22 protein-coding genes are annotated in these 26515 nt (G+C 70.1%); 9 read left to right on the top strand and 13 right to left on the bottom strand.

Going from position 1 to position 26515, the window contains the following annotated elements; translation table 11 throughout:
* Window positions 1-3 precede the first annotated feature (3 nt).
* Together CYFUS_RS19475 and CYFUS_RS19470 are read right to left on the bottom strand one after the other, a co-directional pair.
* Window positions 4-1452, bottom strand: coding sequence for an amidase (locus CYFUS_RS19475; RefSeq protein WP_095986590.1), 1449 nt, complete (start codon window positions 1450-1452; stop codon window positions 4-6).
* A 9-nt stretch (window positions 1453-1461) separates the two neighbouring features.
* A complete protein-coding gene (locus CYFUS_RS19470) occupies window positions 1462-2766 on the bottom strand; it encodes a radical SAM protein (protein ID WP_095986589.1) in 1305 nt (434 codons plus the stop codon).
* A gap of 135 nt (window positions 2767-2901) precedes the next feature.
* Between CYFUS_RS19470 and ald the strand changes: the two genes are divergently transcribed.
* From ald to CYFUS_RS19450, 4 genes are all read left to right on the top strand, one after another.
* Window positions 2902-4038 (top strand): alanine dehydrogenase, encoded by a 1137-nt coding sequence (gene ald / locus CYFUS_RS19465; RefSeq protein WP_095986588.1) that lies wholly within the window; start codon window positions 2902-2904, stop codon window positions 4036-4038.
* 208 nt (window positions 4039-4246) lie between these two features.
* The gene (locus CYFUS_RS19460; protein ID WP_002626150.1) at window positions 4247-4903 is read left to right on the top strand and encodes a sigma-70 family RNA polymerase sigma factor; all 657 of its coding nucleotides are present in this window, start codon (window positions 4247-4249) and stop codon (window positions 4901-4903) included.
* Window positions 4904-4972: 69 nt separating this feature from the next.
* Window positions 4973-5803 carry an anti-sigma factor family protein gene (locus CYFUS_RS19455; protein ID WP_095986587.1) on the top strand — a complete coding sequence of 277 codons (831 nt, stop codon included), beginning with the start codon at window positions 4973-4975 and terminating at the stop codon, window positions 5801-5803.
* A 173-nt stretch (window positions 5804-5976) separates the two neighbouring features.
* Complete coding sequence (locus CYFUS_RS19450; protein ID WP_095986586.1) at window positions 5977-7671, top strand: response regulator; 1695 nt, start codon at window positions 5977-5979, stop codon at window positions 7669-7671.
* A gap of 77 nt (window positions 7672-7748) precedes the next feature.
* Here the strand turns inward: CYFUS_RS19450 and CYFUS_RS19445 are convergent, their stop codons facing one another.
* From CYFUS_RS19445 to CYFUS_RS19415, 7 genes are all read right to left on the bottom strand, one after another.
* A complete protein-coding gene (locus CYFUS_RS19445; RefSeq protein ID WP_095986585.1) occupies window positions 7749-8903 on the bottom strand; it encodes a hypothetical protein in 1155 nt (384 codons plus the stop codon).
* Complete coding sequence (locus CYFUS_RS19440) at window positions 8900-9670, bottom strand: type III pantothenate kinase (protein WP_095986584.1); 771 nt, start codon at window positions 9668-9670, stop codon at window positions 8900-8902. Before CYFUS_RS19440 ends, CYFUS_RS19445 begins: the two co-directional genes overlap by 4 nt.
* Before the next feature lie 15 nt (window positions 9671-9685).
* The gene (locus CYFUS_RS19435; protein WP_095986583.1) at window positions 9686-10687 is read right to left on the bottom strand and encodes a biotin--[acetyl-CoA-carboxylase] ligase; all 1002 of its coding nucleotides are present in this window, start codon (window positions 10685-10687) and stop codon (window positions 9686-9688) included.
* Window positions 10688-10800: 113 nt separating this feature from the next.
* The gene (locus CYFUS_RS19430; protein WP_095986582.1) at window positions 10801-12126 is read right to left on the bottom strand and encodes a homoserine dehydrogenase; all 1326 of its coding nucleotides are present in this window, start codon (window positions 12124-12126) and stop codon (window positions 10801-10803) included.
* Window positions 12123-12764 (bottom strand): hypothetical protein, encoded by a 642-nt coding sequence (locus tag CYFUS_RS19425; protein WP_232537658.1) that lies wholly within the window; start codon window positions 12762-12764, stop codon window positions 12123-12125. The genes CYFUS_RS19430 and CYFUS_RS19425 overlap by 4 nt, the downstream gene beginning before the upstream one ends.
* Window positions 12765-12767: 3 nt before the next feature.
* Entirely contained in the window at window positions 12768-13691 is a 924-nt protein-coding gene (locus CYFUS_RS19420) for a HEAT repeat domain-containing protein (RefSeq protein ID WP_198316633.1), read from the bottom strand.
* A gap of 55 nt (window positions 13692-13746) precedes the next feature.
* Window positions 13747-15867: an HTH domain-containing protein gene (locus CYFUS_RS19415; protein ID WP_420042697.1), complete on the bottom strand. Its 2121-nt coding sequence runs from the start codon at window positions 15865-15867 to the stop codon at window positions 13747-13749.
* Between the two features lie 128 nt (window positions 15868-15995).
* Between CYFUS_RS19415 and CYFUS_RS19410 the strand changes: the two genes are divergently transcribed.
* Entirely contained in the window at window positions 15996-18182 is a 2187-nt protein-coding gene (locus tag CYFUS_RS19410; protein WP_095986579.1) for a PQQ-binding-like beta-propeller repeat protein, read from the top strand.
* A 3-nt stretch (window positions 18183-18185) separates the two neighbouring features.
* Here the strand turns inward: CYFUS_RS19410 and CYFUS_RS19405 are convergent, their stop codons facing one another.
* Window positions 18186-19091, bottom strand: a complete 906-nt coding sequence (locus CYFUS_RS19405) for a hypothetical protein (protein ID WP_095986578.1) — start codon at window positions 19089-19091, stop codon at window positions 18186-18188.
* An 80-nt stretch (window positions 19092-19171) separates the two neighbouring features.
* Here CYFUS_RS19405 and CYFUS_RS19400 point away from each other — a divergent pair, with 80 nt between their 5' ends.
* Complete coding sequence (locus CYFUS_RS19400; RefSeq protein WP_332468398.1) at window positions 19172-20164, top strand: alpha/beta fold hydrolase; 993 nt, start codon at window positions 19172-19174, stop codon at window positions 20162-20164.
* 7 nt (window positions 20165-20171) lie between these two features.
* Here the strand turns inward: CYFUS_RS19400 and udk are convergent, their stop codons facing one another.
* Window positions 20172-20807 (bottom strand): uridine kinase, encoded by a 636-nt coding sequence (udk, locus tag CYFUS_RS19395; protein WP_095986576.1) that lies wholly within the window; start codon window positions 20805-20807, stop codon window positions 20172-20174.
* 341 nt (window positions 20808-21148) lie between these two features.
* Between udk and CYFUS_RS19390 the strand changes: the two genes are divergently transcribed.
* Window positions 21149-22039 carry a hypothetical protein gene (locus CYFUS_RS19390; protein ID WP_095986575.1) on the top strand — a complete coding sequence of 297 codons (891 nt, stop codon included), beginning with the start codon at window positions 21149-21151 and terminating at the stop codon, window positions 22037-22039.
* A 6-nt stretch (window positions 22040-22045) separates the two neighbouring features.
* Here the strand turns inward: CYFUS_RS19390 and CYFUS_RS19385 are convergent, their stop codons facing one another.
* Window positions 22046-23692, bottom strand: a complete 1647-nt coding sequence (locus CYFUS_RS19385) for a DUF692 domain-containing protein (RefSeq protein WP_095986574.1) — start codon at window positions 23690-23692, stop codon at window positions 22046-22048.
* A gap of 108 nt (window positions 23693-23800) precedes the next feature.
* Between CYFUS_RS19385 and CYFUS_RS19380 the strand changes: the two genes are divergently transcribed.
* A complete protein-coding gene (locus CYFUS_RS19380) occupies window positions 23801-24289 on the top strand; it encodes a hypothetical protein (RefSeq protein ID WP_157758531.1) in 489 nt (162 codons plus the stop codon).
* 24 nt (window positions 24290-24313) lie between these two features.
* On the opposite strand, the gene CYFUS_RS19375 is transcribed toward CYFUS_RS19380, so the two are convergent.
* Window positions 24314-24946 carry a hypothetical protein gene (locus CYFUS_RS19375; RefSeq protein WP_232537657.1) on the bottom strand — a complete coding sequence of 211 codons (633 nt, stop codon included), beginning with the start codon at window positions 24944-24946 and terminating at the stop codon, window positions 24314-24316.
* A gap of 197 nt (window positions 24947-25143) precedes the next feature.
* Here CYFUS_RS19375 and CYFUS_RS19370 point away from each other — a divergent pair, with 197 nt between their 5' ends.
* Window positions 25144-26451, top strand: coding sequence for a pectin acetylesterase-family hydrolase (locus CYFUS_RS19370; protein ID WP_095986571.1), 1308 nt, complete (start codon window positions 25144-25146; stop codon window positions 26449-26451).
* Window positions 26452-26515 lie beyond the last annotated feature (64 nt).

Below are 26515 nucleotides of genomic sequence, written 5' to 3'. Positions count from 1 at the left end.
CCGCTACACGCCCGGTGGGCGCCGGAAGGGACCGGCCACCTCGGTCAGGGCCTCGGCCACGGACAGCAGGGCCTCGTCCTTCCACCGCCGGCCCACCACCTGGACGCCCAGGGGCAGGGTCCGCCCGGACTCGGGAGGCAGCGGCATCGCCACCACCGGGTGTCCCGTCAGGTTGAAGAAGTTCGAGAAGCCGCACGTGCCCTCCATGTACGGCACGCGCCGCGCGTCCACCTCCACCCATTCCCCGCTCGGGCGGTGGGTGAAGGCCGCGCCCATCGTCACCGGGCACAGCCAGGCGTCCCACCCCGCGAGGAAGTCCTCCACCTTCGCCATCATCTGATCGCGCACCGAGAGCGCCTGGACGTAGTCCGCCATCCGGCCCCACAGCCCACGGATGATGCCGCGGTTGATGGCCGAGTCGCCCCGCATGGAGCGGAAGTGCAGGGCCGTCATGACGCGAGCAGGCAGGGGGATCTCCGCGCCCACCTCGGCGCCCAGCAACTGGCCCCAGGCCGTCCACACCGCGTCGAAGTCGATCTCCGGCGTGCGTCGCTCTACCACGCACCCCGCCCCTTCCAGGGTCCGCGCCAGTCCCGCCAGCGCCGCGCGTGTCTGCGCCGAGACGGGCATGCCACCAAAGTCGTCCGTCCACACGAAGCGGTACGAGCGCAGCTCCCGCCTCGGCACCTCCTGGAAGGGCACCGGCGGCATCTCCGTGTCCAGGCCATCCGGCCCGGACAGGATCCGCAGCGCGAGCCGCAGGTCCGCCACCGTACGCGCCAGCGGCCCGGCCACGCCCTGGTGGCGCACGCCGCGCGGAGTGCCCGGCAGGCCCGGGATGTGTCCGGACAGGGGGACGCGACCATCGGTGGGCTTCAGGCCGAACACGCCACAGTAGTGCGAGGGGATGCGGATGGAGCCACCGATGTCACTGCCCACCTCCAGGGGGCTCATCCCCGCCGCCACCGCCACCGCGCCGCCCCCGGAGCTGCCTCCCGGCGTGCGCTCCACGTCCCAGGGGTTGTTCGTCCGGCCGAAGACAGCGTTGTGCGTCTGCGTGTCCAGCGCGAGCCGGGGCAGGTTCGTCTTGCCCACCACGACGGCGCCCGCCGCCTTGAGCCGGGCCACCACCGTCGCGTCCCGCTGGGGCACGTAGTCCACCAGGCGCTCGAAGCCACTCGTCGTGCGCAGCCCCGTCGTCTCGAAGGCATCCTTGATGGTGAGGGGCACGCCGTGCAGGGGACCCCACACCTCGCCGCGCGCGAGCGCCTCGTCCGCCTCGCGCGCCCGCGCCCGCGCCCGCGCCTCGTCCAGGGTCACCAGGGCATTGAGCCGCACGTTGTTGCGCGCCACCTGCTGGAGGTGGGCCTCCAGCAATTCCACGGCGGACACTTCACGAAGGCGCACGCGCTCCGCCATCTCATGGGCGGGCAGAAAGGCGAGTTCTTGCATCCGCCGACTCTATCCCCGATCCCTTCTCCCCTGTCGCTCGTCGAGACCGCGCGCGAAGTTGCCGATGACGAGCCCGGGCCGGGCCGCCTTGAGCCGACGCAACAGCTCGCGGATGCCCACCGGCTCTCCACCCGCGCCCTTGTCGCGCGCCACCTCCAGGTACTGGATGGGATCGATGCACAGCGAGCGCGTCTGCACCTGATCCACCTTGTACTTCTTCACCAGCTTCGCCAGGGCCTGCACCTCGCCTTCCCGGTCGGTGACGCCCGGGAAGAGCAGCAGGTTGAGCGCGAGGTAGGCCCCGCGCTCGCGCGCCAGGGCGATGGACGCCTCCACGTCCTCCCAGCCGTACTTCACCGGCTTGTAGTAGGCCTCGTAGAGATCCTTCACCGCCGAGTTGAGCGACACGCGGATGGCGTCCAGGCCCGCGTCGAAGAGCGCCTCGAGGCCGTGGGTGAGGCTCGCGTTGGTGTTGATGTTGATGGAGCCGCGCGAGGTGTGGGCGCGCATGTAGCGGATGGACTCGGCGATGAACTTCCAGCGCGTGAGCGGCTCGCCCTCGCACCCCTGGCCGAAGCTGACCATGGTACGGCCCGGCGCGTGCTCCAGGTGGTGCAGGCCAATGGCGCCCATCTCCTCGGCGCTCGGCCCGTCATCCATGCGCTCGTGCGAGGCGGGCGGCCCGTCCGCGGGCTGATCCGAGATGCAGCCCACGCAGCGCGCGTTGCACATCACCGAGGCGGGGATGGCGCCCTCGTCGCGCACGTAGAAGATGTTCTGCGAGGTGAAGCACCGGTAGAGCATCGCGCACGTGGTGAGCTGCTTGAGCACGCGGTTGCCGGGAAAGCGCGCCAGGTGCGCGTCCACCAGCTTCTTGAGCTCCGGAGTGGAGTAGCGCTCCGGATCCCAGTGCGAGCGCTTGTCGGTGTGGATGGCCCATGCCACCGGGCCGTCCTCGCCCCAGGCGGCGGCCGTGTACGCCCACTGCGGCAGCACCGGCCCGGAGGCCTTCACCTCACCGGGCAGGAACGTGCGCGTGTAGCCCGGGGGCAGGAGCGCACCCACGGCGCTGGGCACGAAGGTCTTCCCCTCCAGCTTCATCTCACGCACCAGCTCCAGCTCGCCCGTCTCCGGGTGCAGCCCCACCGGCAGCCGGCCAGGCAGATGCACGAGCCGTCCCGCGGCGGGCAGCGCGATGGGCTTGTCCTGCGGCGGGACGAGTTCCTCTCCGCTGCGCAAGGTGGCCAACAGATAGGGGTGCTCCATCACCCGGCCCTTGGGATCCGCGAACAACAACTTCGGTGCCTGCGTCATGATCCCGTTAACTACCATTGAAGGGCGCGGCTTTCGACGCATGCCTGGGCGCGTCTTGACTCCCCCCAGGCCCCTGCCTAGGGTCCGCCCGCTTTTCGCCGCGCCTGGATCGCGGCGCATCTGGAGGCATTCCACGTGATTGTCGGCGTTCCCAAGGAAATCAAGACCCGGGAGTACCGGGTGGGCATGGTTCCGGCGGGGGTCCGTGCGCTCACCAGCGCGGGTCACACCGTGCTCGTCGAGACCAATGCGGGAGGCGGCTCGGGCATCCCCGACTCGGAGTACCAGCGGGTGGGCGCGCAGATCGTCCAGACCGCGGACGAGGTCTGGAAGCGCGCCGAGATGATCGTCAAGGTCAAGGAGCCCATCGCGCCCGAGTACGAGCGCATCCAGGACGGGCAGATCATCTACACCTACTTCCACCTGGCGGGCGTGGACCCGGAGCTCACCCGCACGCTGGTGAAGAAGCGCGCCTCGGCGGTGGCCTACGAGACCATCCAGCTGGACGATGGCAGCCTGCCGCTGCTCAAGCCCATGAGCGAGGTGGCCGGGAAGATGGCCATCCAGGTGGGCGCCGCGTGCCTGGAGAAGGCGCACGGGGGCAAGGGGATTCTCCTGGGCGGCGTGCCCGGCGTGCGCCGGGGCCGCGTGGTGGTGCTGGGCGGCGGCGTGGTGGGCACCTGCGCGGCCAAGGTCGCGGTGGGCATGGGCGCGGAGGTGACGCTCATCGACATCAACCTCGAGCGCCTCACCTACCTGGATGACGTGTTCCTCGGCCGCGTGGCCACGCTCGCCTCGGACTCGGAGAGCATCTCCCGGAGCGTGCGCGAGGCGGACCTCGTCATCGGCGGCGTGCTCATCCCCGGCGGCAAGGCGCCCAAGCTCGTCTCCGAGGCCCTCATCGCCGAGATGACCCCGGGCTCCGTGGTGGTGGACGTGGCGGTGGACCAGGGCGGCTGCATCGAGACGTGCGTGCCCACCACCCACGACAACCCCACCTTCGTGAAGCACGGCGTCGTCCACTACTGCGTGGCCAACATGCCGGGCGCCGTCCCCCAGACGTCCACCTTCGCCCTCACCAACACCACCCGGCCCTACGCCCGCAAGATCGCCGACCTCGGCCTCGTCGAGGCCATCAAGTCCGACAAGGCGCTCGCCCGCGGCCTCAACACCTACAACGGCCACGTCACCTACGAGACCGTCGCCAAGGACCTGGGCTACAGCTACCTCTCCATCTTCGACGCCATCGGCGCCAAGGGAGCGGCGAAGTAGTCGCCCGTCCTACCTGAACCGACGTCCCCCCCCTTTTCACCGGGGGGAACGGGAATAAGTTTTTCCCCCGCGCGTCTCCTGCCCTTTCGGGCAGCCGTGCAAACGGCGCGAGGTGATTGGCTTGTTGTCCAATCTGTTCCCGTACATACATTGACGGGTGGACGACGACTCATTTGCCTGTAATTTCGGGCCTTTGGAAGGCGGGAGCATGCTGGACTTCAGGCAGAACAATCGGACCAAGCAGGAGTTCGAGGAACTGGCCCTGGCCCACCTCGATCCGCTGTACTCCGCGGCCTTGCGGCTGACGAAGAACGAGCGGGATGCGGAAGACCTGGTGCAGGACACCTGCATGCGGGCCTACCGCTTTTTCGACAAGTTCGAGCGGGGCACCAACATCAAGGCCTGGCTGTTCAAGATCCTCACCAACACCTTCATCAACCGCTATCGCCGCAAGGTGAAGGAGCGCAGTGTGGTGGAAGGTGTGGAACGCGAGGCGGTGCATGAGCGCTTCGTGAGCCGGGACGCCACGGACTTCGCGGCCAACCCCGAGCAGTACTTCTTCGATCGGCTGCTGTCGGACGACGTGTTGAGGGCCATCGACGCGCTGCCCATCGACTTCCGCCTGGTGGTGATCCTCGCGGACCTGCAGGAGTTCTCCTACAAGGAGATCGCCGAGATCCTCGAGTGTCCCGTGGGCACGGTGATGAGCCGGCTGTTCCGGGGCCGCAAGCTGCTGCAGAAGACCCTGAAGGAGTACGCCGAGGGCACCGGCGTGCTGCGTCAGGAGGCGGGTGGCGAGCCGGTGAATCTCGAGAACGCCACGGCGAGCCTGGACGAATATCGTCGCAGGAAGAAGGTGGGGTAGTCCGAGGTTGATGGGCCCGGAGAAATATTTTTCCACGGGCCCGCCGCCTTCACCCCTCCCTGAGCGCTCATGACCTGCCAGGAATTCGAGTCGATTCTCTACCCGTACCTCGATGGGGAGTTCCAACCCGAGGAGCGAGTGACCGCGGAAGCGCACCTGAGGGGGTGCTCCACGTGCGCGAGCCGGGTGCATGAAGAGGGGCTGCTGCGGCAGTCGCTGCGCCGGGCCGCGCGCCACTCCGTGGAGACGTCCCGGGCGCCGGCGGCCCTGCGCTCCCGGCTCCAGGCCAATCTCCACCAGGAGCAGCGCCGGGCGGCCCAGGCGGCGTGGTTGCGCATGGGGGCCGCGGCCCTGGTGTTGGTGACCGTGAGCGGTGTCACGTGGAGGGCACTGCGGCCCGAGCACCGCCAGCGCTACATGGAAGATGCCGTCCGGCGCCACACCAAGAAGCTCCCGGTGGAGATCGTCGGGGTGTCGCACGAGAACGTGGAGGCGTGGTTCGACGGCAAGTTGGATCACCGCGTGTCCGTGCCCCGGCTGCACGATGTGCGGCTGTCCGGCGCGCGCATCTCCAACGTGACGGATCGCCCCGCCGCGTACATCAGCTACGAGCGCAACGCCGAAGGCCAGGGCGGGCCCGCGCGGCGCATCGGGGTGTTCGTCTTCGATGACGCCCGGCGCGAGGTCGAGGCCCCCACCCTTCCCGCGGTGCAGGTCGGCTCCAGCCTCGGCTACAACGTGGCCATGTGGCGCGACGGGGAGATCGTCTACGAGCTGGTGTCGGATCTCAACGAAGCGGACATCCGCCGCATGCTCGCCGAGCAGTCGGCCCAGAAGGCCGCGTCCGCGTCGCCGACGACGCCGTCGGTGCCCGTGCTCCCCGTGTCGCTACATCCCTGATCCCACTCGGGCTGCTCGCTTCTCCCAGCAGCCTGACGGCCGGGCCCCCTCTTGGACCGAAGATTGACGGTCTGGGTGTGCGCCGATAGCCTCCGAGCGATTTTCTTCCAGACTCGTCGTTCCCGCGTCCCACCGCGGGAGGCGCGCGCTCCTCCTGGTCCGGCACCTCTTCCATGTCCAAGAACATCCTGATTGTCGAAAGTGACACCACCCTCTCCGCGACGCTGCGAGAGGCCCTGGAGGCCCGGGGCTTCGCGGCGCAGGAGACCACCGACGGCAAGGGGAGTGTGGAGCGCATCCGCCAGGAGCGACCGGATCTGGTGGTGCTCGCGGTGGACCTGTCCGCGGGGCAGAACGGCTACCTCATCTGCGGCAAGCTCAAGAAGGACGACGAGCTCAAGCCCATCCCCATCATCATCATCGGCAACCCGGACGGCTTCGCGCAGCACCGCAAGCTCAAGGCGCACGCGGATGACTACGTCTCCAAGCCGGTGAACCCCGACGAGCTGGTGGAGCGCGTGGGTGGGCTCATCGGCTTCCCGGAGCTGCCCGCGGGTGAGGTCGTCGACGACGGCTTCGCGCTCGGGGGCCTGGATGGCTCGGGCGACGAGCCGATGCACGGCGAGGAGCTGGCCATCGAGGGCGAGCCGCTGGAGAGCCAGGGAGATGATCTCTCGCTCGACAATCCCTTCGGCGATCCGGGCGAGCCGCTCGGCGGCGTCGAGGAGCCGGTGGAAGCACCCGACGAGCTGCACTCGGCGGAAGAGGACTACGGCGGCCTGGATGACCTGAGCGGCGGAGGGGACGACAACGCGTTGGACTCGCTGGGCATCAGCGACGACAAGACGATGGTGGGCTTCCGGATGCCCGCCGCGCCCCCGCCCGCCCCCACTCCGGTGCCCCGCCCGTCCATGGTGATGCCCGCGGTGACGAGCCGTACCGCGGCCCCCGCCCCCACCCCGGCCCCTGTTCCCACCCCGGCTCCCACCCCCGCCCGCACCGTGGCTCCGGCCCGGACGGCCCCGAGCGCCCCCGCGGCCTCCGCCGCGGACATGGCGGAGCTGCGCAACCTGCGCGCCCGCGTGGCCGAGCTGGAAGGCACCCTGGAGGATGCCCAGAGCCAGGCGAGTTCCGCCGAGTCCCGCGTGGCCGAGCTGGAAGCCGAGCTGGAGTCGCGCACCACCGAGCTGGAGACGCTCAAGTCCAGCGCCGGCAAGAATGATCAGGCCACCCTCACGCTGCGCGAGGCCTCCAACCGCAAGGACCGGGAGATCCTCCGGCTCAAGACGGAGCTGAACCAGAAGGAGCAGGAGATCGTCGAGCAGCAGGATCGTCTGCTCGCGCTGGAGCAGCAGACCAGCGGCTCCACCGAGGAGATCGCCCGGAAGGACTCGCAGCTCAAGGTGCTGCAGGCCAAGGCGGAGCAGCTCTTGATGGATCGCCGGCGCCTGGAGCAGCAGGCCACGGCGCTCAAGGAAGAGGCCCGGAGCGCCACGGCCCGCGCCACGGCGCTGCAGGCCGAGGTGGAGCAGTACCAGCTCCAGTCGGGCGAGGTGGAGGATCTCCGGGCGCGGGCGGATCAGCTCGAGGCGGAGCTGACGGTGGCGCGCAGCGAGGTGGATACCGCCCGGGCGGAGCTGGACGAGGCTCGCGCCCAGGCCAGCCTGGACAGCGACGAGCTGCGCCGGCGCATCACCGAGCTGGAGGACGCGGTGTCGCGCAACGAGGGCCGGGTGGCTCGCCTCTACACGCGCATCAAGGCCGACGAGAAGGTGCGCGAGAAGGCGAAGAAGGCGCTGGCCATCGCCTCGCAGCTCATGGAAGAGCAGCCGGTGGCGATCCACGACGACGAGGAAGCGGTGGCCTGAGCCATCGCGCCCGTCCGGCCCGGGCGGGCGCGCGCTGGAGCGGGGGCCTCGCGCCCCCTGCCCCGCGTGGGACGGCCCTACTTTTCTTCCTTCTTCTCGTTCTTCTTCTCCAGCATCTTCTTGGCGACGCCCTGGAGGCCGGACGGCACGTTCTTGTCGCGCGACAGATCCTTGACGTCGTTCTCGCGCAGGGTGTTGAGGAACTTCATCCCCACGGCGAGCGGCAGCTTGGGGTTCTTCAACAGCGCCATCTTGATCTTGTAGTTCTTCGTCCACTCCCGGCTGCTGTAGATGTAGCGGAGGATCTCCTCGTTGACGGCCTTGTTGCCGGCGCAGTTGAGGACCTCGCCCGGGGTGATGCGCGGGCTGCGGATGACGGCGGTGCAGACGAGCTTGTTGGTGTCGCGGATGAGGTGGCTGCGCGCCTCCTTGTTGCCCAGCGTCGCGAGCTTGATCTTCTGCGCGATGCTCATCTTCATGATGCGCTGGGTGAGGCTCTGCCGCTTGGTCTCCTCCATGGGTGGAGGATTGGGATCCTCGTCGTCCGCCTTCTCCTGGGCACCGTCCGCCTGGAACTCCGCGATGACTTCCTCGGCGGTGGGGCCGGGCTCCGGCGGAGCGGCGGCGGCCTGGGGCCCGAACAGACGCACGCGCGCCGCCTGCACCTGGGGGACGTCCGTGAGCGTGAGCCCGCTGCGCACGGCGAAGTCACACACGTTGTCGATCAACGCGGGGCTCGCATTGGGGTTGGCGCACAGCTGGCGCAGGATGTCCTCGTGGCGCAGCACGCGCAGCTGGTTCTGCCCGATGATCTCCGCCACCTTCGCGCCGCAGTCGCGCGCCACCTGGGCCACGGCCTCGTCGGGCGTGGTGGTGTTGAGCACGAGCATCTCCGCGAGGGCGTCCTTGGAGCGCAACAGCGGCAGGAGCCAGCCGAGCACCTGGGGCGCGACGTTCTCGTCCCGCAGACCCGCGGAGAAGCGGTCCGGCAGGGCGGCGGCCGTCTTGGTGGCCGTCTCGCGCACGCTCGCGTCCGCGTCGAACGTGAGCATGAAGAGCGCGCCGAGCATGTCCACGGGCGCCAGCGGCACCATGGCCTTGGCGGCCATCATCCGCAGGGGCACGGGCGCGGCGGGGTCCACGTGCTTGCGCATGTTGGGCGGGAGGACCTCGGCGGAGATGGGACAGCCGGCGGGGGTGGCGGCGGGAGACTGCTGTGGGGCGGTGCTCATGGGGCGTGATTCCTTCCGTAGATGATGCGCAGTCCCTCGAGGGTGAGGAACTCGTCGACTTCCTGGATGTGCGTGGAGGCGCCCGCGACGAGGGGCGCGAGACCACCCGTGGCCACCACGTGCGTCTCGAATCCGAGCTCCGCCTTCATCCGGGCGCACAGGCCATCCACCATGGCCACGTACCCGAAGAAGAGCCCGGACTGGATGGAGTGCACCGTGTTGCGGCCCACCACGTGGGGAGGCCGGGCGAACTCCACGCGCGGCAGCTTGGAGGCGTTCTGGAAGAGCGCCTCCATGCCGATGTGGATGCCGGGGCAGATGGAGCCCCCGAGGTACTCGCCCCGGGGTGTCACCGCGTCGAAGGTGGTGGCGGTGCCGAAGTCCACGACGATGAGGCCCCGGTGGTGCTTGTCATAGGCGGCCACCGCGTTGACGATGCGATCGGCGCCCACCTCGCGCGGGTTGTCATAGAGGATGGGCATGCCCGTCTTCACCCCGGGCCCCACGAAGAGCGGACGCGTCTTGAAGTAGCGCTCGCTCATGCGACCGAGGTGGGACTGCAGCGGCGGCACCACGCTGGAGACGGCCACCGCGTTCACCGCGCCCGGCTCGATGCCGCTGGCGAGGAAGAGCTGGCGCAGCAGGATGCCCAGCTCGTCGGAGGTGCGGCGCGCACTCGTCTCCACGCGCCAATGGCTCAGCAGACGCTGGCCGTCGTATACCCCCAACACGGTGTTGGTGTTGCCCACGTCGATGGCGAGAAGCATGGCTCGCCACTCAGTCTAGCGGGGCCGCACCTGCTCCACATCCCCGGCGAGCACCCTTTCCAGGCGACCCTCCGGCGTGCGCACCAGCAGCGCTCCCGCCGCGTCGATGTCTTCAGCCACACCGCGCAATTCCGCCCGGTCGGTCCGCACACGCACCTCCTGATGCAACGTGGAGGACAGTTCCACCCAGCGCTGGCGTACCGGCTCGAAGCCCACCTCGTGGTGGAGATCCAACCACTCCTCCAGCCGCCCCCAGAGCGAGCTGGTGAACAGCGCCCGGTTGACGCGCCGCCCGAGCACCCGCGAGAGCGAGGTGGCGGTCTCCGCCAGCTCGGGAGGGAAGTCCTCGGGGCCGGAGTTGAGGTTGACCCCCACGCCCAACACCACGAAGTGCACCTGGTCCGGATCCGCGGACAGCTCGGTGAGGATGCCCGCCACCTTGCGCCCGTCGAGCTGCACGTCGTTGGGCCACTTGATGCGCGCGTCGGCGTCCTGCTCGCGCAGCGTCTCGGCGAGCGCCACCGCGGCCACCAGGGTGAGCTCCGAGGCGCGCTGCGGCGGCAGCTCGGGCCGGAGGATGGCGGAGAAGTACAGGTTCACCCCCGGGGGCGAGGTCCACACGCGGCCCCGGCGGCCCTTGCCCGCCGTCTGCTGCTCGGTGATGACCACCTCGCCGTGCTCGGCGCCGTCCGCGGCGAGCTGGAAGGCCGTCACGTTGGTGGACGGCAGGCTCTCATGGAAGTGGATCTGCTGGCCCAGGTGGTGCGTGGACAACAGCGGCGCGAGCTCCAGCGGCGTGAGCTTGTCCGGCACGTCCACCAGCCGATAGCCCCGCGCGGGCACGGCGTCGATGCGGTAGCCCTTGCCGCGCAGCGACTCCACGTGCTTCCACACGGCGGTGCGCGACAGGCCCAGCTTGTCCGAGAGCGCCTCGCCCGAACAGAACCCATCCCGTCCCTCCACGAGGAAACCAAGGATGATCTCTTCGTACGTCTGCTCGGCGCTCTCGACACCCATGGGGCCTGCCTTCCTGAAAAAGGCCCACAGGGTAGGGAGGCGCGATCCGACTTTCAACCCGCCCCCCTCCCCTCCTGTCGATCAGGCCGCTCGCCCGCCCTCCCGGCGGCCAGCTAGCGGCCGGAGAGCAGCAGCCCGGGGCCTTCCTCGATGCGGATGACCTGGGTGGGCGCCCGGGTGCTGCGCAGCGAGTCGATCCACTGCACGGCGGCGATGACGTCCGCCTCGCGCGTGTCGTGGGTGAAGACGACGATGGTGGCGTGCGTGTCCTCGGGGCGCGGCGGACGCTGGAGCACCGAGTTGATGCTCACCCCCTTCTCGCCGAGCACGCTGGCGATGCGGCCCAGGACGCCGGGCTCGTCGCTGACGGAGAAGCGCAGGTAGGTGGGCCCGCGGCGCTCCCCCGGGGGCAACAGGGGTACGTCCTGCACGTTGGGCGCGCACGGCAGGGGCAGACGGCCCGACACGCCCGCCAGCAGGCCCCGGCAGGTGTCGATGATGTCGGACACCACCGCACTGCCCGTGGGCAGGGCACCGGCGCCCAGGCCCGAGAAGAGCGAGGCGCCCAGGGCCGCGGACTGGAGCAGCACCGCGTTGAAGCCACCCTTCACGTCGGCCAGGGGGCTGGCGGCGGGGATGAAGGCCGGGTGCACGCGCACGTCCAGCCCGTCCGGCGCCCGGCTCGCCCGCGCGAGCAGCTTGAGCACGAAGCCCGCCTCGCGCCCGTGGGCGATGTCCGCGGGGGTGAGCGTGGAGATGCCCTCGACGAGGACGGACTCGGGGGACACGCGCGCGGAGAAGGCCAGCGAGGCGAGCAGGCACAGCTTCTGCGCCGCGTCCATGCCGCTCACGTCCAGCGTGGGGTCCGCCTCGGCGTAGCCCAGCTCCTGCGCGCGCCGCAGCGCGTCCGCGTACGTGGCGCCCTCGTCCGCCATGGCCGAGAGGATGAAGTTGGTGGTGCCATTCACGATGCCCGTGAGCGACTCCACCCGGTCCGAGGCGAGCGCCTCGCGCAGCGTGCGGATGATGGGGATGCCGCCACAGACGGCCGCCTCGAAGTGCACGTCCACGCCCCGGGCGATGGCGCTCGAGAAGATCGCCTCGCCATGCGCGGACAGGAGCGCCTTGTTGGCCGTCACCACATGGCGGCCCGAGGCGATGGCCTGCTCCACGTACTCGCGCGCGGGGCTCAACCCCCCCATGAGCTCCACCACCACCGACACCTCGGGGTTGGCGAGGATCGTCTTCATGTCATGGGTGAGGAGCGCCGAGGGCACGTCCTCGGGACGCGAGCGGCCCGGCTCGCGCACCAGCACGTGATGCACGCGCACCCGAGCGCCCAGCCGCCGCTCGATGTCCTTCGCGTGCTGCGTGAGGATGCGGTACGTCCCCAGTCCCACGTTGCCCAGCCCCAACAGGGCGATTCCAATCTCCTTCATGGCGCTTCCTCCGCCTGGCCTCGCGCGGTCGGCGCCCCAGGGTTGAGTTGATAGGACTCCAGCTCCAGCGACGTCTGCGGCATGCGCTCGCCGTTGCTCTTCTGGACGAACAGCTCCATGCGCACCAGGCCCACGCCCCGCGCGAAGGTGAGCGCGTTGATGAGCGTGGTGTTCGCGTCCACGCGGTTGCTCGCCTCCACCCGGACACACGCCGGGAAGGCCCCCGCGCGCGTCTCGCACGGCACGTCCGCCTGGAGGATGCGGTAGCGCTCGGTGGACGCCACGGACACCACGTTCGTCCACTGGCTGCCCTCGGTGAGCGGCCCGCGCAAGAGGTAGCGCTTGCGATCACGCACCCCGAAGGCGTCCACGGTGAGCTGTCCGCCCTGGCTGTCGTGGAAGTAGCCGTCCTCCTCCTTGAGCACCTCCACCGTCACCGGCTTGTCCTCGCGGCCATTCACCCGGTACGTCCAGCGGTTGCCCACGGCCAGCGGGTAGTACGCGGACAGCGACTCGGTGGCGCGCGAGGAGGAGCCGGACGCGGAGTCGGCCACCGGCTGCCGGCCCGCGCACGCGCCAGCCCCCAGTACCCACGCGGCCCCAAGGGCCATTCGTACGACGACAGACGAGAGCTTCATGTCTCAGTGTTCCGCGCGGTCCGTGCCGCGCGCCTCCGGGGTGGCGAGCTTGTGAGCCGCGTAGAGTGTATCGAGCGCCTGCTGGGCCGCGGCCTGGACATCGGGCTGATCATGCCCCTGCGCCACGGTGAAGAGATACGCCTCGGCCTCGGCTCCGCCGATCTCTCCGATGGCGAAGACGACCTCCTGCATGAAGCCCACGTCCCGCTCCTTCACCAGCTCGATGAGCGCGGGCACGGCGCTGCTCTCCTTCATCTCCACCAGCGCGCCCATCGCCTGGCGCGCCACCTGGAGATCCTCGTCCTGCAACTGGCGGAGGAGCATCGGGGCCGCCGCGGGGTTGCGCCGCTCGGCGAGCACGCGCAAGGCGAAATCACGCACCCGCTCGTCCGGGGACTGGAGATCCATCACCAACGCCCCGTCCGGGCGCCCCACCGCCGCCAGTTGGAGTCTGGCCGCGTCGACCACCTGGACGAGTCCGCGCCGCAGGGCCTCGCGCAGCGCCTTGCGCCGGGCCTCGGCGCCCTTGGACTCCACGCGCACCTCGCCCAGCCCCACCACCTGGTAGCGCTGGGTGCCCTCGCCCGAGCGCCGCTCCATCACCAGCGTGACGCCCACCTCGGCGAAGGAGTACGTGCCACCGTCCTTGAGCGCCTCGCGGGTGAAGGGCAGCTCGAGCGTGAAGGACCAGGGGCCCGGCTCACTCCGCTCGGGAGCCTCCTCCGAGAGCAGCTCGAAGCGGCGGCTGTCGCGCAGCACGTCCGTGAAGAGCGCCTGGATGTCCGACGCGGACCATCCGAGCAGACCGTTGTCGATCACCGTCGCGCCCTTGAGCGAGACGTGCTCCACCGGGAAGCGCGGCTCGCGCGAGCGGCAGGCGCCGAGCAGCAACAGCGCCACGAGGAAGGGGAGCAGGCCGGACTTCATACCGGCCTACCCTAACCCAGTCCCGCGCGCCCCTCACGCCCGGAGCACGTGGACGTCAGGCCGTTCCGCCTTCCGGCGAGCCACCGTTCGATGAGGACGGCCCGGGCTCCCCTTGGGGCTTGGGCTCCTCGGGGGTGGCCGGAGCGGCCTCCGGAGCGGCTGGAGCCGCCTCGGGGGCGGGTGACACCTCGACGGCCACGGCGGGCGCGGCGGGCGGCACGTCCAGGGGGAGCGACCCCTGGGCCTCGACCGGAGGAGCGGAAACGCCCTCCACGGGCCCCGCCTCCACTGCCGTGACGACGACCAGGGCGCTCTCCTGCTGGGTGGTGAGCTGCCCCGTCGTGGTCTCCACCGTCGTGGTGGACACCGGGGCCTCGGTGGTCACGGCGACGGCGGCGGCTCCCTCGACGGCAGCCGCGGCGCCCGGCTCACCCGGAGCGCCCTCCGGCCCACGACCGCCCCGGCCGCGACGGCCCCGGCGACGGCGGCGGCGGCGCTTGCGCTCACCCGACGCCGCGGCCTCTTCCGGGCTCCCCGCCTCTCCCGCCCCACCCGCCACGAAGGCGCTCGCGGCCTCGAGATCCTCGTCCTCGCCCTCCTCGTCGCCCTCCTCCTCCTCGGACAGGCCGGCGGGCGCGGTGGGTGCCGCCTCGGGCGCGGCCGCGGCGGGCGCGGACTCGGTGCCCGGCTCCTCCTGTGCGGCCTTGCGCGCCTGGCGGCGCTCTTCCCGGCGCGCATCCCGCTCGCGCTGACGCTCCTCGCGCCGCTCCTCCCGGCGCTTCTGGCTGTCGTCCGTGGCCTCGACGGACACGGCCCCGCGCGACTCCCCTTCCCCGCCCGCCTCCTCGCCCTCGTCGGCGCGGGCCAGCTTCTCGCGCTGGCGCTCCTCGCGGCGCTTCTGGGCCTCCTCGGCCTCCAGCTTCGCCACCTCGAAGAAGCGCTCGTCCACGTCGTACAGCTCCACCGTGGTGACGCTCACCGCGGCCTTCGCCTCGAGGAACTTCTCGCCCAGCGCGTCGCCGCACCACAGCATCACCAGCGAGCCACTGGCCTGGGCCTCGGTGCGCGCATCGCCCCGGGCCTCACCGGCGCACGCGAGCAGACCCACCTGTGCCGAGTAGTGGCCGAGGTCCTTGCGCAGCTCCTGCACCGCCTTGCGATCCAACGCGGGCGCGCCCTTGAGCATGCGGATGGCGAAGCGCAGGTCCACGCTGCCCTCGCGCTTGCGGGCGGTGAGCAACGGGCCTTCCTTGGAGCGCTTGGCCACCTTGAGCTCGCGGAAGCCCAGCGCGTGCATCATCTTCACGACGGACTTCTCGAAGGTGCCCACGTCCAGCTCGCCCAGGCGCTTGCGCAGCGAGCGCGCCACGGCCTTGCGCGCGTCCTTCACCGCGGAGCGCGCCGCCGTCAGCAGCGCGGCATCCGCCAGGGCCTCGGGGGCGGCGGCGGTGGCACTCGGGCGGTTGAGCACCGGACGCCCGTCCTCGAGCGGAATGCCCAGCGCGGCGGCGAACGCGGCCTGCAGCTCCAGGGGCGGCGCCTCGCTCGGCGAGCCCGCGCGCTCCAGCGTCACCGCGCCCGTCTCCGTGGAGAACGAGAACTGGGGACGGCGGCCCGCGTCGATGCGCCGCTGGTTGTCCTCCAGGAGCGCGGTGAGCAGCGCCTCCACCGTGGCGTCCTCGGCCGCCAGCTCCTTCGCGCGCGCCTGCTCGAGCAGTTGCTCCGGACGCAGCGATTGGTCCGCCTCGCTGAGGATCTCGAACACCACCTCCGGCATCGGCGGGAAGCGGCGCCGGCGACCACCCCGGCCCTCCTCCTCGTCCTGGCGGCGCTGCTTGCGCTCGCTGCCCCGGCCCGCCACGCGCACGTTGTCCACGCGGGGATCCGGGTGCCGCTCGGTGGGCCGCAGAGGAGGCAGCCCCTCCTCGGGATGCGCCTCCAGCACGCCCGTGTGCGCCAGCGCCTCCAGGTCCTCCGGCAGCGACCAGTCCGTCAGGGCGAAGGTGTCCTTGGCGGTGACGATCACCTTGCGATCGCGCGTCCGGCGGGCCATCGCCGCGAGCCGCGACAGCATCGTCAGCTCGGGCGTCTTGCCCACGTGGGACAGCAGATTCTGGGCGATCGATCTCTCGGTGATCTCGAGGAAGTGGAGGGGACGGCCTTCGCTCTCGAGCACGCGGAGAGCGGCCTCATAAAAAGTCATCGACGATTCCCCAATAAATTCAAACGGTTACAAAAATGTAGGTCCGTTGGGCGGCGGATGCTAGCCATCGCTATTCTGGCTTGTCAACGAATGGGGAAGGGATGATCCGCTTTCGCATCGGACATCGATGGAAGCGCGAACCCGCGGAGGCGCCGCATGATTCCGTGTCGCTGGAATTGGACGGGGTGAATCTGCTGCCCGGCGCGGTGGAGGAGCCGCTGGTGGACGTGGTGCCCGCGCTGCTCGCAGCCCTGGCCGCGCTGCACGCGGGAGGGCAGAGGCTCGCGCAGGTGTCGCTCACGGAAGCGCACCTGGAGCTGGTGCTGAGACGTTCAGGAGCGGACATCGAGGTGCAGGTGGCGAGCCTGTCGCGTCCGGCGCGGCTGCTGCGGCCGGCGTTGCGGCTGGACGCGGAGGAGCTGGTGGAGGCGGCGCGGGCATGTGGCCACGGCTTCCTGGAGGACCTGAAGCAGGTGGCGCCGGAGCGGCTGCGGGACGAGCAGGGCCAGGCGCTGAAGCAGGCCCTGAAGGAGCTGGAGGAGTCCGCGCCCCATCCCCGCGAGCTGCGCCCCGAGCCCTTCACGTTCCGCGCCACGGCCCCCACCCTGCCCGGCTTCGGCTTCGTGCTGGACGACGGGGATGACGTGCTGCGGCGGGCGGCGCGCGAGAAGGGCCCGGCGCTGGCGTCCCTGCTGTGTCCGGGCGAGGTGTGGCTGGCGCTGCCGCAGCGGCCGGTGGCGTGGCGCGCGCCGGGGCCGCCCTTCCTCACGGCGTTGGAGCTCACGCGGCAGGCGGCGGACCTGGCTCGCGCCATGGAGGTGGGCGAGCCGCGCTTCTCCTTCGAGCCCGCGGGCGTGCGGCCCGAGCTGACGTTGGATTTGAAGGCGGGAGAGGCGCGCCTGGGCGGCCCTCCCATCGCCCTGCGCGCCGAGGAGCTGCTCGCGGCCATGTTCCACCTGGGCCAGGCGCTGGCCCTGGCCATGTCCGAGCGCGAGCGCTCGCTCGCGAACAACCCGTACCTGCAGGAGCTGACCGAGCGCAGCCGCGAGGGGCTGTCCCACCTGCGCGGCGCCGTCCGGCCCCCCGAGGAGGCGGGGGCCGCGCCGGCCCGGGTGGCGACAGCCTCCGGAGGCTCCCGCCCGCTGAAGGTGCCGGGACGGCTGCGCCGGCTGCGCTTCGAGAGCCTGTGGGAGCAGCGCAAGCTGGTGGACGCGGACATGGGGCGGCTGATGATGGGGCGCCAGGGGCTGGTGTACTCGTCGCCGGACATGGCCTGCGCCTTCGATCGCAAGACGGGCAAGCAGGTGTGGCGGCGGGCGGCGAGCCATGGCGTGGCGGCCTCGGAGGACGGCTACAGCCTGGCGGCGAGCGCGGTGCGCCTGTGCGGCTTTCCCGGCAAGGGCTCGGGAGCGGACTGGTTGCGCGTGCACGACGGGTTGCACGTGGGCCCGTTGCTCCTGCGGCAGTACGGCATGCTCTACACCCTGGCGGATGAGCGGGTGGTGCTCGCGCTCAACGAGGTGACGGGCCGCGAGGCGTGGCGGCTGACCCCCGCGCGCACGCGCCGGGGCTACCTGTCCATCCATGCCCACCGCGCCCTGCTGGCGACGGACTCGGGCTACCTCTACGGGCTGGGGCTCGGGGATGGCCAGGTGCGCTTCCGCATGAGCGCGTCCCTGCCCTTCCTGGGCGCGCCGGTGCCCTGGGCGCGGCGCTTCGTGGCGCTGCTCGGCCAGGGCTCCAACTCGGCGCTGCTGCTCGCGGACGCGCACACCGGCGAGGCGGTGTGGACGTACGAGATGTCACTCGCCCTGCCCTCCACGCCGCTGCCCAGCGGCAAGCGCGTGTACATCGCCGGAGAGCTGGAGGGAGAGGGCGTGCTCTTGTGCGTGGACGCGGCGGGACAGTCGCGCTGGCAGCGCGCGCTGCACCTGGGACCGGGGCCCTTCGCGCTCGCGCGCCTGCCGGGCGCGGTGCTGGTGACCTCCGCCCTGGGCGCGGCGGCGCGGGTGAGCGACTCGGGCGAGGTGGACTGGCGCGTGGGCGCCTCGGGCGAGCAGCTCACCCGTCCCCTGCGGCCCATCGTCTCGCGCGGCGTCGCCCTGGTGCCGGGCGAGCGCGTGCGCGCGGTGGATCCCCTCCGCGGCGACGTGCTCGCGGAGGTGCGCGCCGGCGCGGGACTCATGGCGCTCCAGGCCGACGCCCAGCTCAACCTCTACTTCCTGGACGAGCTCGGCACGCTGTCGGCGTACCGGTTGGGCTCGCACTTCACGGTGGTGGGCGGCTAGCGCCTACTTGCGCGCCGCCTTGGCCGGATCGATCTCCTCCTCGGGGCGCTCGGTGACCTCGGCGCCCTCCCACTTCTCGCCCGCGCCGAGCCGCCACTCCGAGGGCACCTCCAGCTTCCACACGTAGGAGGCCGTGGCGTCCCCGCCCGACGCCGCGCGCGAGCTCACCTGGAAGGAGATCTCCATCTTCTTCACCTCGTTGGGCACCAGGTCCATGTCGTAGTGGCCCAGCACCATCTGCGGCGGGAACTCGGCGATGAAGCGCTCGGGGAAGTCCACCTTCATCGAGGGGTCCTCCGCGCTCATCTCGCCCTGCAACCTGCCGCGCTCGTCCGTGAGCTTCCACTGCGTCTTGAACGAGGCGCTCGTCACCATCTTCTTCACCTTGCCGTCCGAGCGCTCCTCGCGCTGGGCGCCCCAGAGCGCCAGCCGCAAGCGCACCTGCGGCTTGTCGAGCACCTTCACCACGTCCGCGGACACCACGTCCAGGCGCATGCCCTTGTCCGTCGCCGTCCACAGCGGCTCGTACTTGCCCTCGCGCATCTGATCGAACACCTGGCGCGTGTACTCGTAGAAGGCCTTGCGATCCTGGACGCGGTCATCCTTGTCGCCGCGCTTCTCCAGCTCGGCGAGGTACGCGTCGTATGTCTTGCCCAGCTTGTAGCGATCGTGGTGCGCGTCCACCTGCGTGAAGTACGCCTTGAAGAAGGACGACACCTCCTGCCGGTAGGCCTTCTCGTCCGGGTTGACGCGCAGCCAGCCCACGCGCTCCAGATAGTCCTTCTGCACCCGGGCGAAGTCCGCATCCCGCTGGGCCTCGAGCGCCCGGGCACTCGAGGCACGGGTCGTCACCACCGCGGCGAGGATGATGCCGACGATGAGCACGATGACTCCGAAATAACGCTTCACGCGAGCAACTCCTGGGATCGGGAAAAACGGCCGTAGTGATATGAAGCCTGGCTCTCGTGTACCAGACCCACGGATCCTACGTGTCTCCGGTTGCACTTCCCCTGGAGGAAGGCGGCCTGCTGGGCGCAGCCCGGATCGCCTGGTGTGCCTACGGCGAGCGCTCCGAGGACAATGTTGTGGTGCTGTTGCACGATCTGCCGCACTCCCACCACGCGCTTCGCCCCGCGGGGCAGGACGCCGTCCCGTACTCCGGGTGGGGCTCGGAGCTACTCGGCGAGGGGCGACCCCTGGACACGGCGGCGCTGCACGTGGTGGTGCCCAACCTGCTCGGCAGTCCGTTCGGCTCCACGTCGCCGGTGGCGGTGGATCCTCACGCGCGCCGGCCCTATGGCGCCGCGCTGCCCACGGTGACGGTGCTGGACATGGCGCGCGCGGTGGCGGCGCTCTTGCGCTCGATGAAGGTGGAGCGCGTGCGCGCGGTGGTGGGCGTGGGGCTCGGCGGGCTGGTGGCACTGCGGCTCGCGGCGCTCTTCGCCGAGCGGGTGGGGGGCGTGGCGGTGCTCGGCGCGGCGCGCACCCTGCCCGAGTCCCTGCGCGAGCGCCTGGGCCTCACCCGCCACCTGTTGCGCCTGGATCCCGACTTCCATGACGGGCACTACGCCCCGGGAGCCGGGCCCCGGCGCACGCTGCGCAAGCAGGCCCTGGAGTACCTGCGGCTCGTCCATGGACCCGGCGGAGAGGCCCCGGACGCCACCCAGGCGCTGGAGGCCGAGGCCCAGGCCCTCGCGGATACCTTCGACGCGAACGCCTGGGCATTGCTGTGCACGGCCTACGCGGGCGCGGACCTCTCCGAGTGCCTGGCCGAGGTGCGCGCCCCGGTGCTGCTCGCGGCGGCCGCGAACGACTTGCTGGCCCCTCCCGCGCGCGTGCGCGACACGTACCACCTGCTCAGCGCGGCGGGCATCCGGGCGCACTACCACGAGCTGCCCGAGCCCTGCTCGCACCAGGGCCTGCTCGCCGGCTCCCGGCGGCTGCACGGCCCCCTGCGCGACTTCGTGCGCCGCCGCGGCTGAAGCGCGCTCAGCGCGGCGCGGCGGGGTTCATCAGCCGGGCGCGCAGCGCGCCGACGATCATCCCGATGGCGATGTCGTTGTTGCCCCCCTGCGGCACGATGATGTGCGCGTGGTGCTTGGAGGGCTCGACGAAGCCCATGTGCATGGGCCGCACGTGGCGCAGGTACTGGCTGACCACGTGATCGAAGTCCTGGCCGCGCTCGTGGATGTCGCGCTCGAGCCGGCGCAGGATGCGCAGGTCGTCATCCGTGTCCACGTAGATGCGCACGCTCATCTCGTCGCGCAGCGGCTTCATGTGCAGCACGAGGATGCCCTCCAGGAGGATCATGTCCCCAGGCTCCACGCGCACCGTCTGCGGCTGCCGCGTGCAGGTGACGAAGTCGTACACGGGCTTCTGGATGGCGCGGCCCGCCTTGAGCTCCGCCAGGTGCGCCACGAGCAGTTCCGTGTCGAAGGCATCCGGATGGTCGAAGTTGACCTCGCGGCGCTCGGCCATCGGCAGGTCCGACAGGTCCCGGTAATACGAATCCTGATCGATGAAGGCCACACGGCAGTCGGCGAGCGCCTCGCGAACCTTCCGGGCGACCGTCGTCTTGCCGGAAGCGGTACCACCGGCGATGCCTACGACGAGGGGTGACGGCATGGGGCGCGAACTACCGCAGTGGACGGACGGGCGCAAGGCTGTGTCCAGAACTCCACCTTTCCCCCTCCCTCCGGGGCACCTCACAGTCCTGTAGTCCACGGACTCCCTGTTCAAACCGACGCCACTCCAGGTTCGCCAGACTGGCTGGTATTTCAAGTTTGTCTGATTAGGCGTATAACCCAGGCGTGGAGCCATGAGCGTGGCTTCACTCCATGGACGCGGTCCAGTGCTCGTTGCAGACCGGTGCTGTCCCTAGCCGCCGGGGGGATGACATGCAAAACGTACCGAACGAGACGTCTCGTCGTCTGTCCTCTATCCACGGGCTGTGTTTCCGAGCGGCGATGTCGCTGTGGCTGGCGGGAGTGGCAGGTGGTTGTCACCCCGTCGGGGAAGGGAGTGAGCAGCAGGATCGGTCCGTCCAGATCTGGACCGTGGGCTCCATCAATGGCCTGTCGCTCAATGGCCTGTCGCTCAATGGCTTGTCACTCAACGGACTGTCGCTCAATGGCCTGTCGCTCAATGGCCTGTCCACCAGCCAGTTCGATCTCTGGTTTCAGACCAATCCCACACTCAACGACTCGGTGATGCGGTACGTGGTGCTGTGCGCCGTGCCGGCGGGAGTCACGCGCACCTATACGTCCGCCCTCACGGGGAGCACCTGGAGCTGGACGGGAGGCCTGGGCCTCGCACCGGACTGGGCCCAGGGCACGCCCGCCACGCTCACCGAGCAGCGCCTCGTCTCCGCGTGTCTGGCCGCCCACACCAACAAGTTCGGCTTGCAGATTCCCTTGTCCGTCCAGGGGCAAGGCGCCGCGGGCACGACCGTCCCCACCGATCCCGGCGAGCTCGAGGACTATCCGGAGCGCGAGGGCTGCTTCTTCGGCAACCTCTTCAACAACGAGGGCATCTACGCCGGCAACAACCGCAAGGCGCTCAACCACAAGGAGAGCACGCCGCGCGCCTGCGCCCTCTCCATCAAGAAGTCCGGACCTCCGGAGTGCCCGCCCATCATCCGGGTCGATCCGGACTGCTCGGAGATCTGCACCCAGGACGCCGCGAGCGGCATCTACACGTCCTGCACCTACAATGGCATCACCTACCCGGCCCTCACCACGCGTCTGCGCAAGCAGGACATCTACACGTGTGGAGACGGCGTCTGTCAGGTGAGCGAGAAGTGCGGCACCAAGAATGACTACGACAACTGCGCGTCGGACTGTGGCCGCTGCCCCTGAGCCCCTTCATCCCCAGCGCAGCAGGCCGAGCACCCCCGCGTCGGCGAGCCGTTGGATGGGCACCTCGCGCGCGGGCCGAGGCGCCCGCTCCAGCGCGGCCAGCTCATCGAGCACCAAGGTCGCCGCCGTCAGCACCTCCAGCCCCCGGCCCTTGCGCCGCACGATGAAGCGCCACGGACCGGGCGCCGGACGCCGTGCCACCTGCGCGAGCGCGTCCAGCCCGCTCACCTCCAGGGCCTCGCTCGCCCAGGCCCGCCCCGTCAGGTGACGGCGCAGGGCCCGGGCGGCGAAGACCAGCTCGGTGAGATCCACCGGGAAGCCGCCCAGGCCCACGTCCTCGGCCAGCCCCACCTCGCCCGGTCCCGGCGCGGCGCGGGGCCTGATGCGCGCGGCGTGGGGAAGGAACGTCTCGAAGGAGACCGCCGCCGCGACCCCCTCGTCCGGATGCTCGCGCAAACGCCGCCGCGTCCAGGCCGCGAACGCATGCCCGGGCGAGCGCCCCGAACCCTCGAAGAGCTCGCGGAACTCGCGCGACGCGCAGAACGCCCCCAGGCGCTCACGCGTGCCCGCGAGCAGCAACCGCGACAGGGGCCAGTCGCGATCGAGCACCTCGGCCACCACCGCGAACCGGAAGTCCTGCTCCGCCCGGGCTCCCTCCTCGTCGCCGCCCGGCTCCGGCGTCACGCCATACCCGGACTCGAAGAGCGTCCAGGGCGCGCTCTCCCGGACAAGAGGCGGCGCGGGCCGCTCCACCGGGGTGAGGGACAGCGCGGGCCGCGGCGCACGGGGCACGAGCTGGCGCAGGCGGCGCAGCGTGAGGAGCGCCACGTCGAGCGGGTGTCCATCTCCCTCGAAGGTGACGGCGCGCAACGAGGGGCAGCGCGGCAGGAGCAGCTCCAGCAGGCCGAAGAGCTCCTCGCGCACCGGTTGGGTGTGGTCATCCACGTAGTGGCTCCGGCCGCCCCTCCGGGTGACGACGCCCCCCGCGAGGTGCAGCTCGATGACCTGATCCAACGGGAAGTCCGCGAGCCCCGCGTCCAGGGGCAGCCCGGCGGCGAGCTGGTAGCTGAGCAGGTGCCCCAGGTCGAGCAGCAGCGGCAGCCCGGTGCGCGCGTGCAGGCGGGCCATGAAGTCCAGCACGTGCAGCTCACCCCGCCGGGCGAAGACAGCGGGATTTTCCAGCGCGAGCGGCATGGACAGGTGGGACTGGACGTGGAGCACGTGCGCGGCGCAGTCGCGCAGGCCCGCCTCGGTGAGGGGGGGCGTGAAGTAGAGGTAGCCCGGAAAGGGCTGCCCCCCCGAGTGCCACCACCCCACGTCGTTGCCCACCCACGCGCTGCCCACCGCCCGCGCGTGCGTGTCCAGGGCGGCGAGCGCCCGCTCCGGCTCCAGTTCGGGGCCATAGAGGTTGAGGTGCACCGGATGGAAGAGCACCGGCACCTCTCCCCGGCGCTCCCACATCTCCGGGAAGAGCGAGGCCGCGGCCCGCGTCTCCTCGAGCGACAGCGGCGCGCTGTACTCCACGAAGTCGAAGAGGCCCGGCGCCTCGGCGAGCAGGCGGTAGGGGTGCGGTGCGTCCGCCGCGTCGAGGTTGCTGCTCAAGCCCAGGCCCCTCCAGGGCAGGTTCCAGGCGGATGCCTTCGCGTCGCTCATGGGTACCCACCCTAACGCGAGCCCGTTTCATTCTCCCCGTTCAAGGGCACGAGTACTGGAATCCCCGGGCACGGGGTTGGCCGGTGCACCCGGATCCAGGGACACCTCTTGCGTCCGAACGTGCAGTACCGTAACTCGGCCGCCATGCGCCCTCCTCCTGTCATGCATGACACCAAGACATGGACCACGTCGAATGGGGAGATGCGGCTGTGGCGGCCCGCCCCCCATGTCATCGTCACGAAGTTCAAGGGAACGATGTACGACGCGCACCTGGCGAACCTCGCCATGCGCGCCATCGAGGACATCGTCGCCTCCGAGCCCCGGGTGGACATCTTCCATGACTGGGAAGACATGGAGCTGTACGCCACCCCGGCACGGACCCTGATGACGGAGCGGGCCGTGCCCCTCGCCCCGAACATCAACACCCTGAGCGTCCTGTTCGGCTCCAAGGTGGTGCTCATGGGCGTGTCGCTGGCCAGCATCAAGCTGGGCGGCATTCCCACGTTCACCCAGCGCAAGGAGTTCGAGCAGGCGGTGCAGCAGGCCGCGAAGTCCCCTCCGGGAACCTTCAAGCTCAAGCTGCCCATGGAGGAGTGAACCCCCCCTGCCCCAGGGCCCGCCTCATGGGCCCTTCTTGCCGCGCTGCCACTCCTCCCGGCGCTGATCCTGGGTCGCCTTGCGCGCGAGCGCGTCCTCCACCTGCCTCGGAATCTCATCCAGGCGGGTGCGGTGCATCTGGATGCTCAGCGCATACAAGCCGCGCTCCTGCTCCGACAGTTGAGCGCCATGCTCCTGGAGCACCCGGCTGGCGAACGCGATGAAGTCCTCGGACACCGCGCGGCGGTGATCATAATACTGGTGGATCTCCTCCTCCGTGGCCGTATTCGACTGCACCTTTCCCAGCAACGCGTTCCAGCGCCGCGCCTGCTCCTCGCGCCTGTGGAGGATCTCCGGATCCTTCGTCGGGGCACCCAGCTCCCAATAAAGATTATCGGGCATCTGCTCGCGAAGTTTCTCCAGGTTCACGGGATGCTCGCGCGCCGCCTCGAGCGCGGGGACCTGTTCGGGCTCGGGCGCGGGTGCGGAGGACCCGGCATCGGGCTCGCCCGCGACAGTTGCCTGGGGAGCAACAGGGCGGGATGGCGTGGGCGCCACGGGGACCACCGCCGGAGGCGGGGGCCGGCTCCGCTCCTCGCGTCCGGGTGCCTCGGAAGACGGGTTGTCCTCGCGTGGCATCCACCACAGGATAGCCATCAGCACCACAATGATTGACGCGCCGAGCCATGGCAAAGCCTTCGACCGCGAAGTGACACCCATACCGGTCCAGATACCTCGCGCCACTCGCGCTTCGCAACCCCGCGCGATAAAGTGCGCCCCGGTTCTCCGTGCTTTCCGGATGGTCGAGAACTGAATCGCATAGCCTTACCCCAAGCCCCCACAGGAATACTCACATGAAAAAGCAATGGCTGATGGGCCTTCTCCTGGCCGCTGCACCTGGCGTCGCGAGCGCCGAGGTGCTGGTCTCTGGCATCGTCGACGTGCTGGTGGACGGCGGCAACACCTACGACTGGAGCAAGGTGGAGCTGCCGGGAACCCAGTGCGGCAACGGCTCGCAGTACAAGTTCTTCGTCCATCGCAGCACCACGGGCTCGCAGAACCTGATGTTCTTCTTCGAAGGTGGCGGCGCGTGCTGGGACTACGACACGTGTAGCGGGCGCGCGGGTGTCATTGGCGCGGCCAATCCCAACGGCATCACCGACGACTACATGACGCAGTTCACGGCGAAGTACGTCTCGCCCATCGTCAACGGCGCCGATCCGGGCCTGCCCTTCCGCAGCCGCACGGACATCGCGACCAAGGACTGGAACATCGTCTACCTGCCCTACTGCACGGGCGATGTTCACGTGGGCAACAACGTCGCCACCTACGCCGACCAGACGGGAGCGCAGCCGCCGCTCTCCTGGCACCACTCCGGCTACACCAACTCGCTCGCGGCCATCAACTACGCCAAGACCCAGTTCCCCCAGGTGCAGAAGCTGCTCGTCACCGGGTTCAGCGCGGGCGGCACCGCCACCTCGGCCTCGTACTACTTCGTGCGCCGCATCATCAATCCGGCCCGGGGCTACTTCCTGAACGACTCCGGCCCCATCTACCTGGCGCCCAACGTCAACGACAACTCGCGCCCCCTGCACGACAAGATCCGCCAGTCGTGGAACCTGGACTCGGTGTTCAACCAGTTCCCCGCGTCCTTCGATCGCAACAACCTGGGCACCATCAACCGCATGCTGGCCATGGAGTTCCCGAATGATCAGCTCGCCTACACGGGCTACTCGCGGGACTACAACTACTCGCGCTTCTCCTACGAGCGCTTCTACACGCCCAACGATCAGGAGGCGGTGCTCACCCGCTGGAAGGCGGACCAGGACAAGCTCGTCGCCGAGCTGAGCCTCTACAACAACTACAGCTACTTCATCCCCTACGAGCGGCAGATCAACGCGAGCCACTGCAGCACGATCATCACCTTCGTGGGCGCGCACGCCTGCCAGCGGATGGAGAAGAAGAAGTGGTACGAGTACGTCAACGAGCCGTGGCAGGACTACAAGTGCAACAGCGAGATGGTGTCCATGACCACCTTCCTCCAGCGCTTCATCAATGACAACCAGCGCGTGCGCATCTACGAGCCCGCCAACGGCTACAACGCCGACGACCCGGGCATGTCGGTGCTCGCGCCGCTCATCAACGGCGCCCTCGGCGGCTAGTGCGTCCCCGGCCCGTCCGGGTCTCGAAGGGGAGCCTTCCGCGTGGACCGGGAGGGCTCCCCTT

Source organism: Cystobacter fuscus (assembly GCF_002305875.1).
Classification (GTDB): Bacteria; Myxococcota; Myxococcia; order Myxococcales; family Myxococcaceae; genus Cystobacter; species Cystobacter fuscus_A.
The sequence above is the reverse complement of the archived record's forward strand: the minus strand, read 5'-3'. Positions and strand labels throughout refer to the sequence as shown.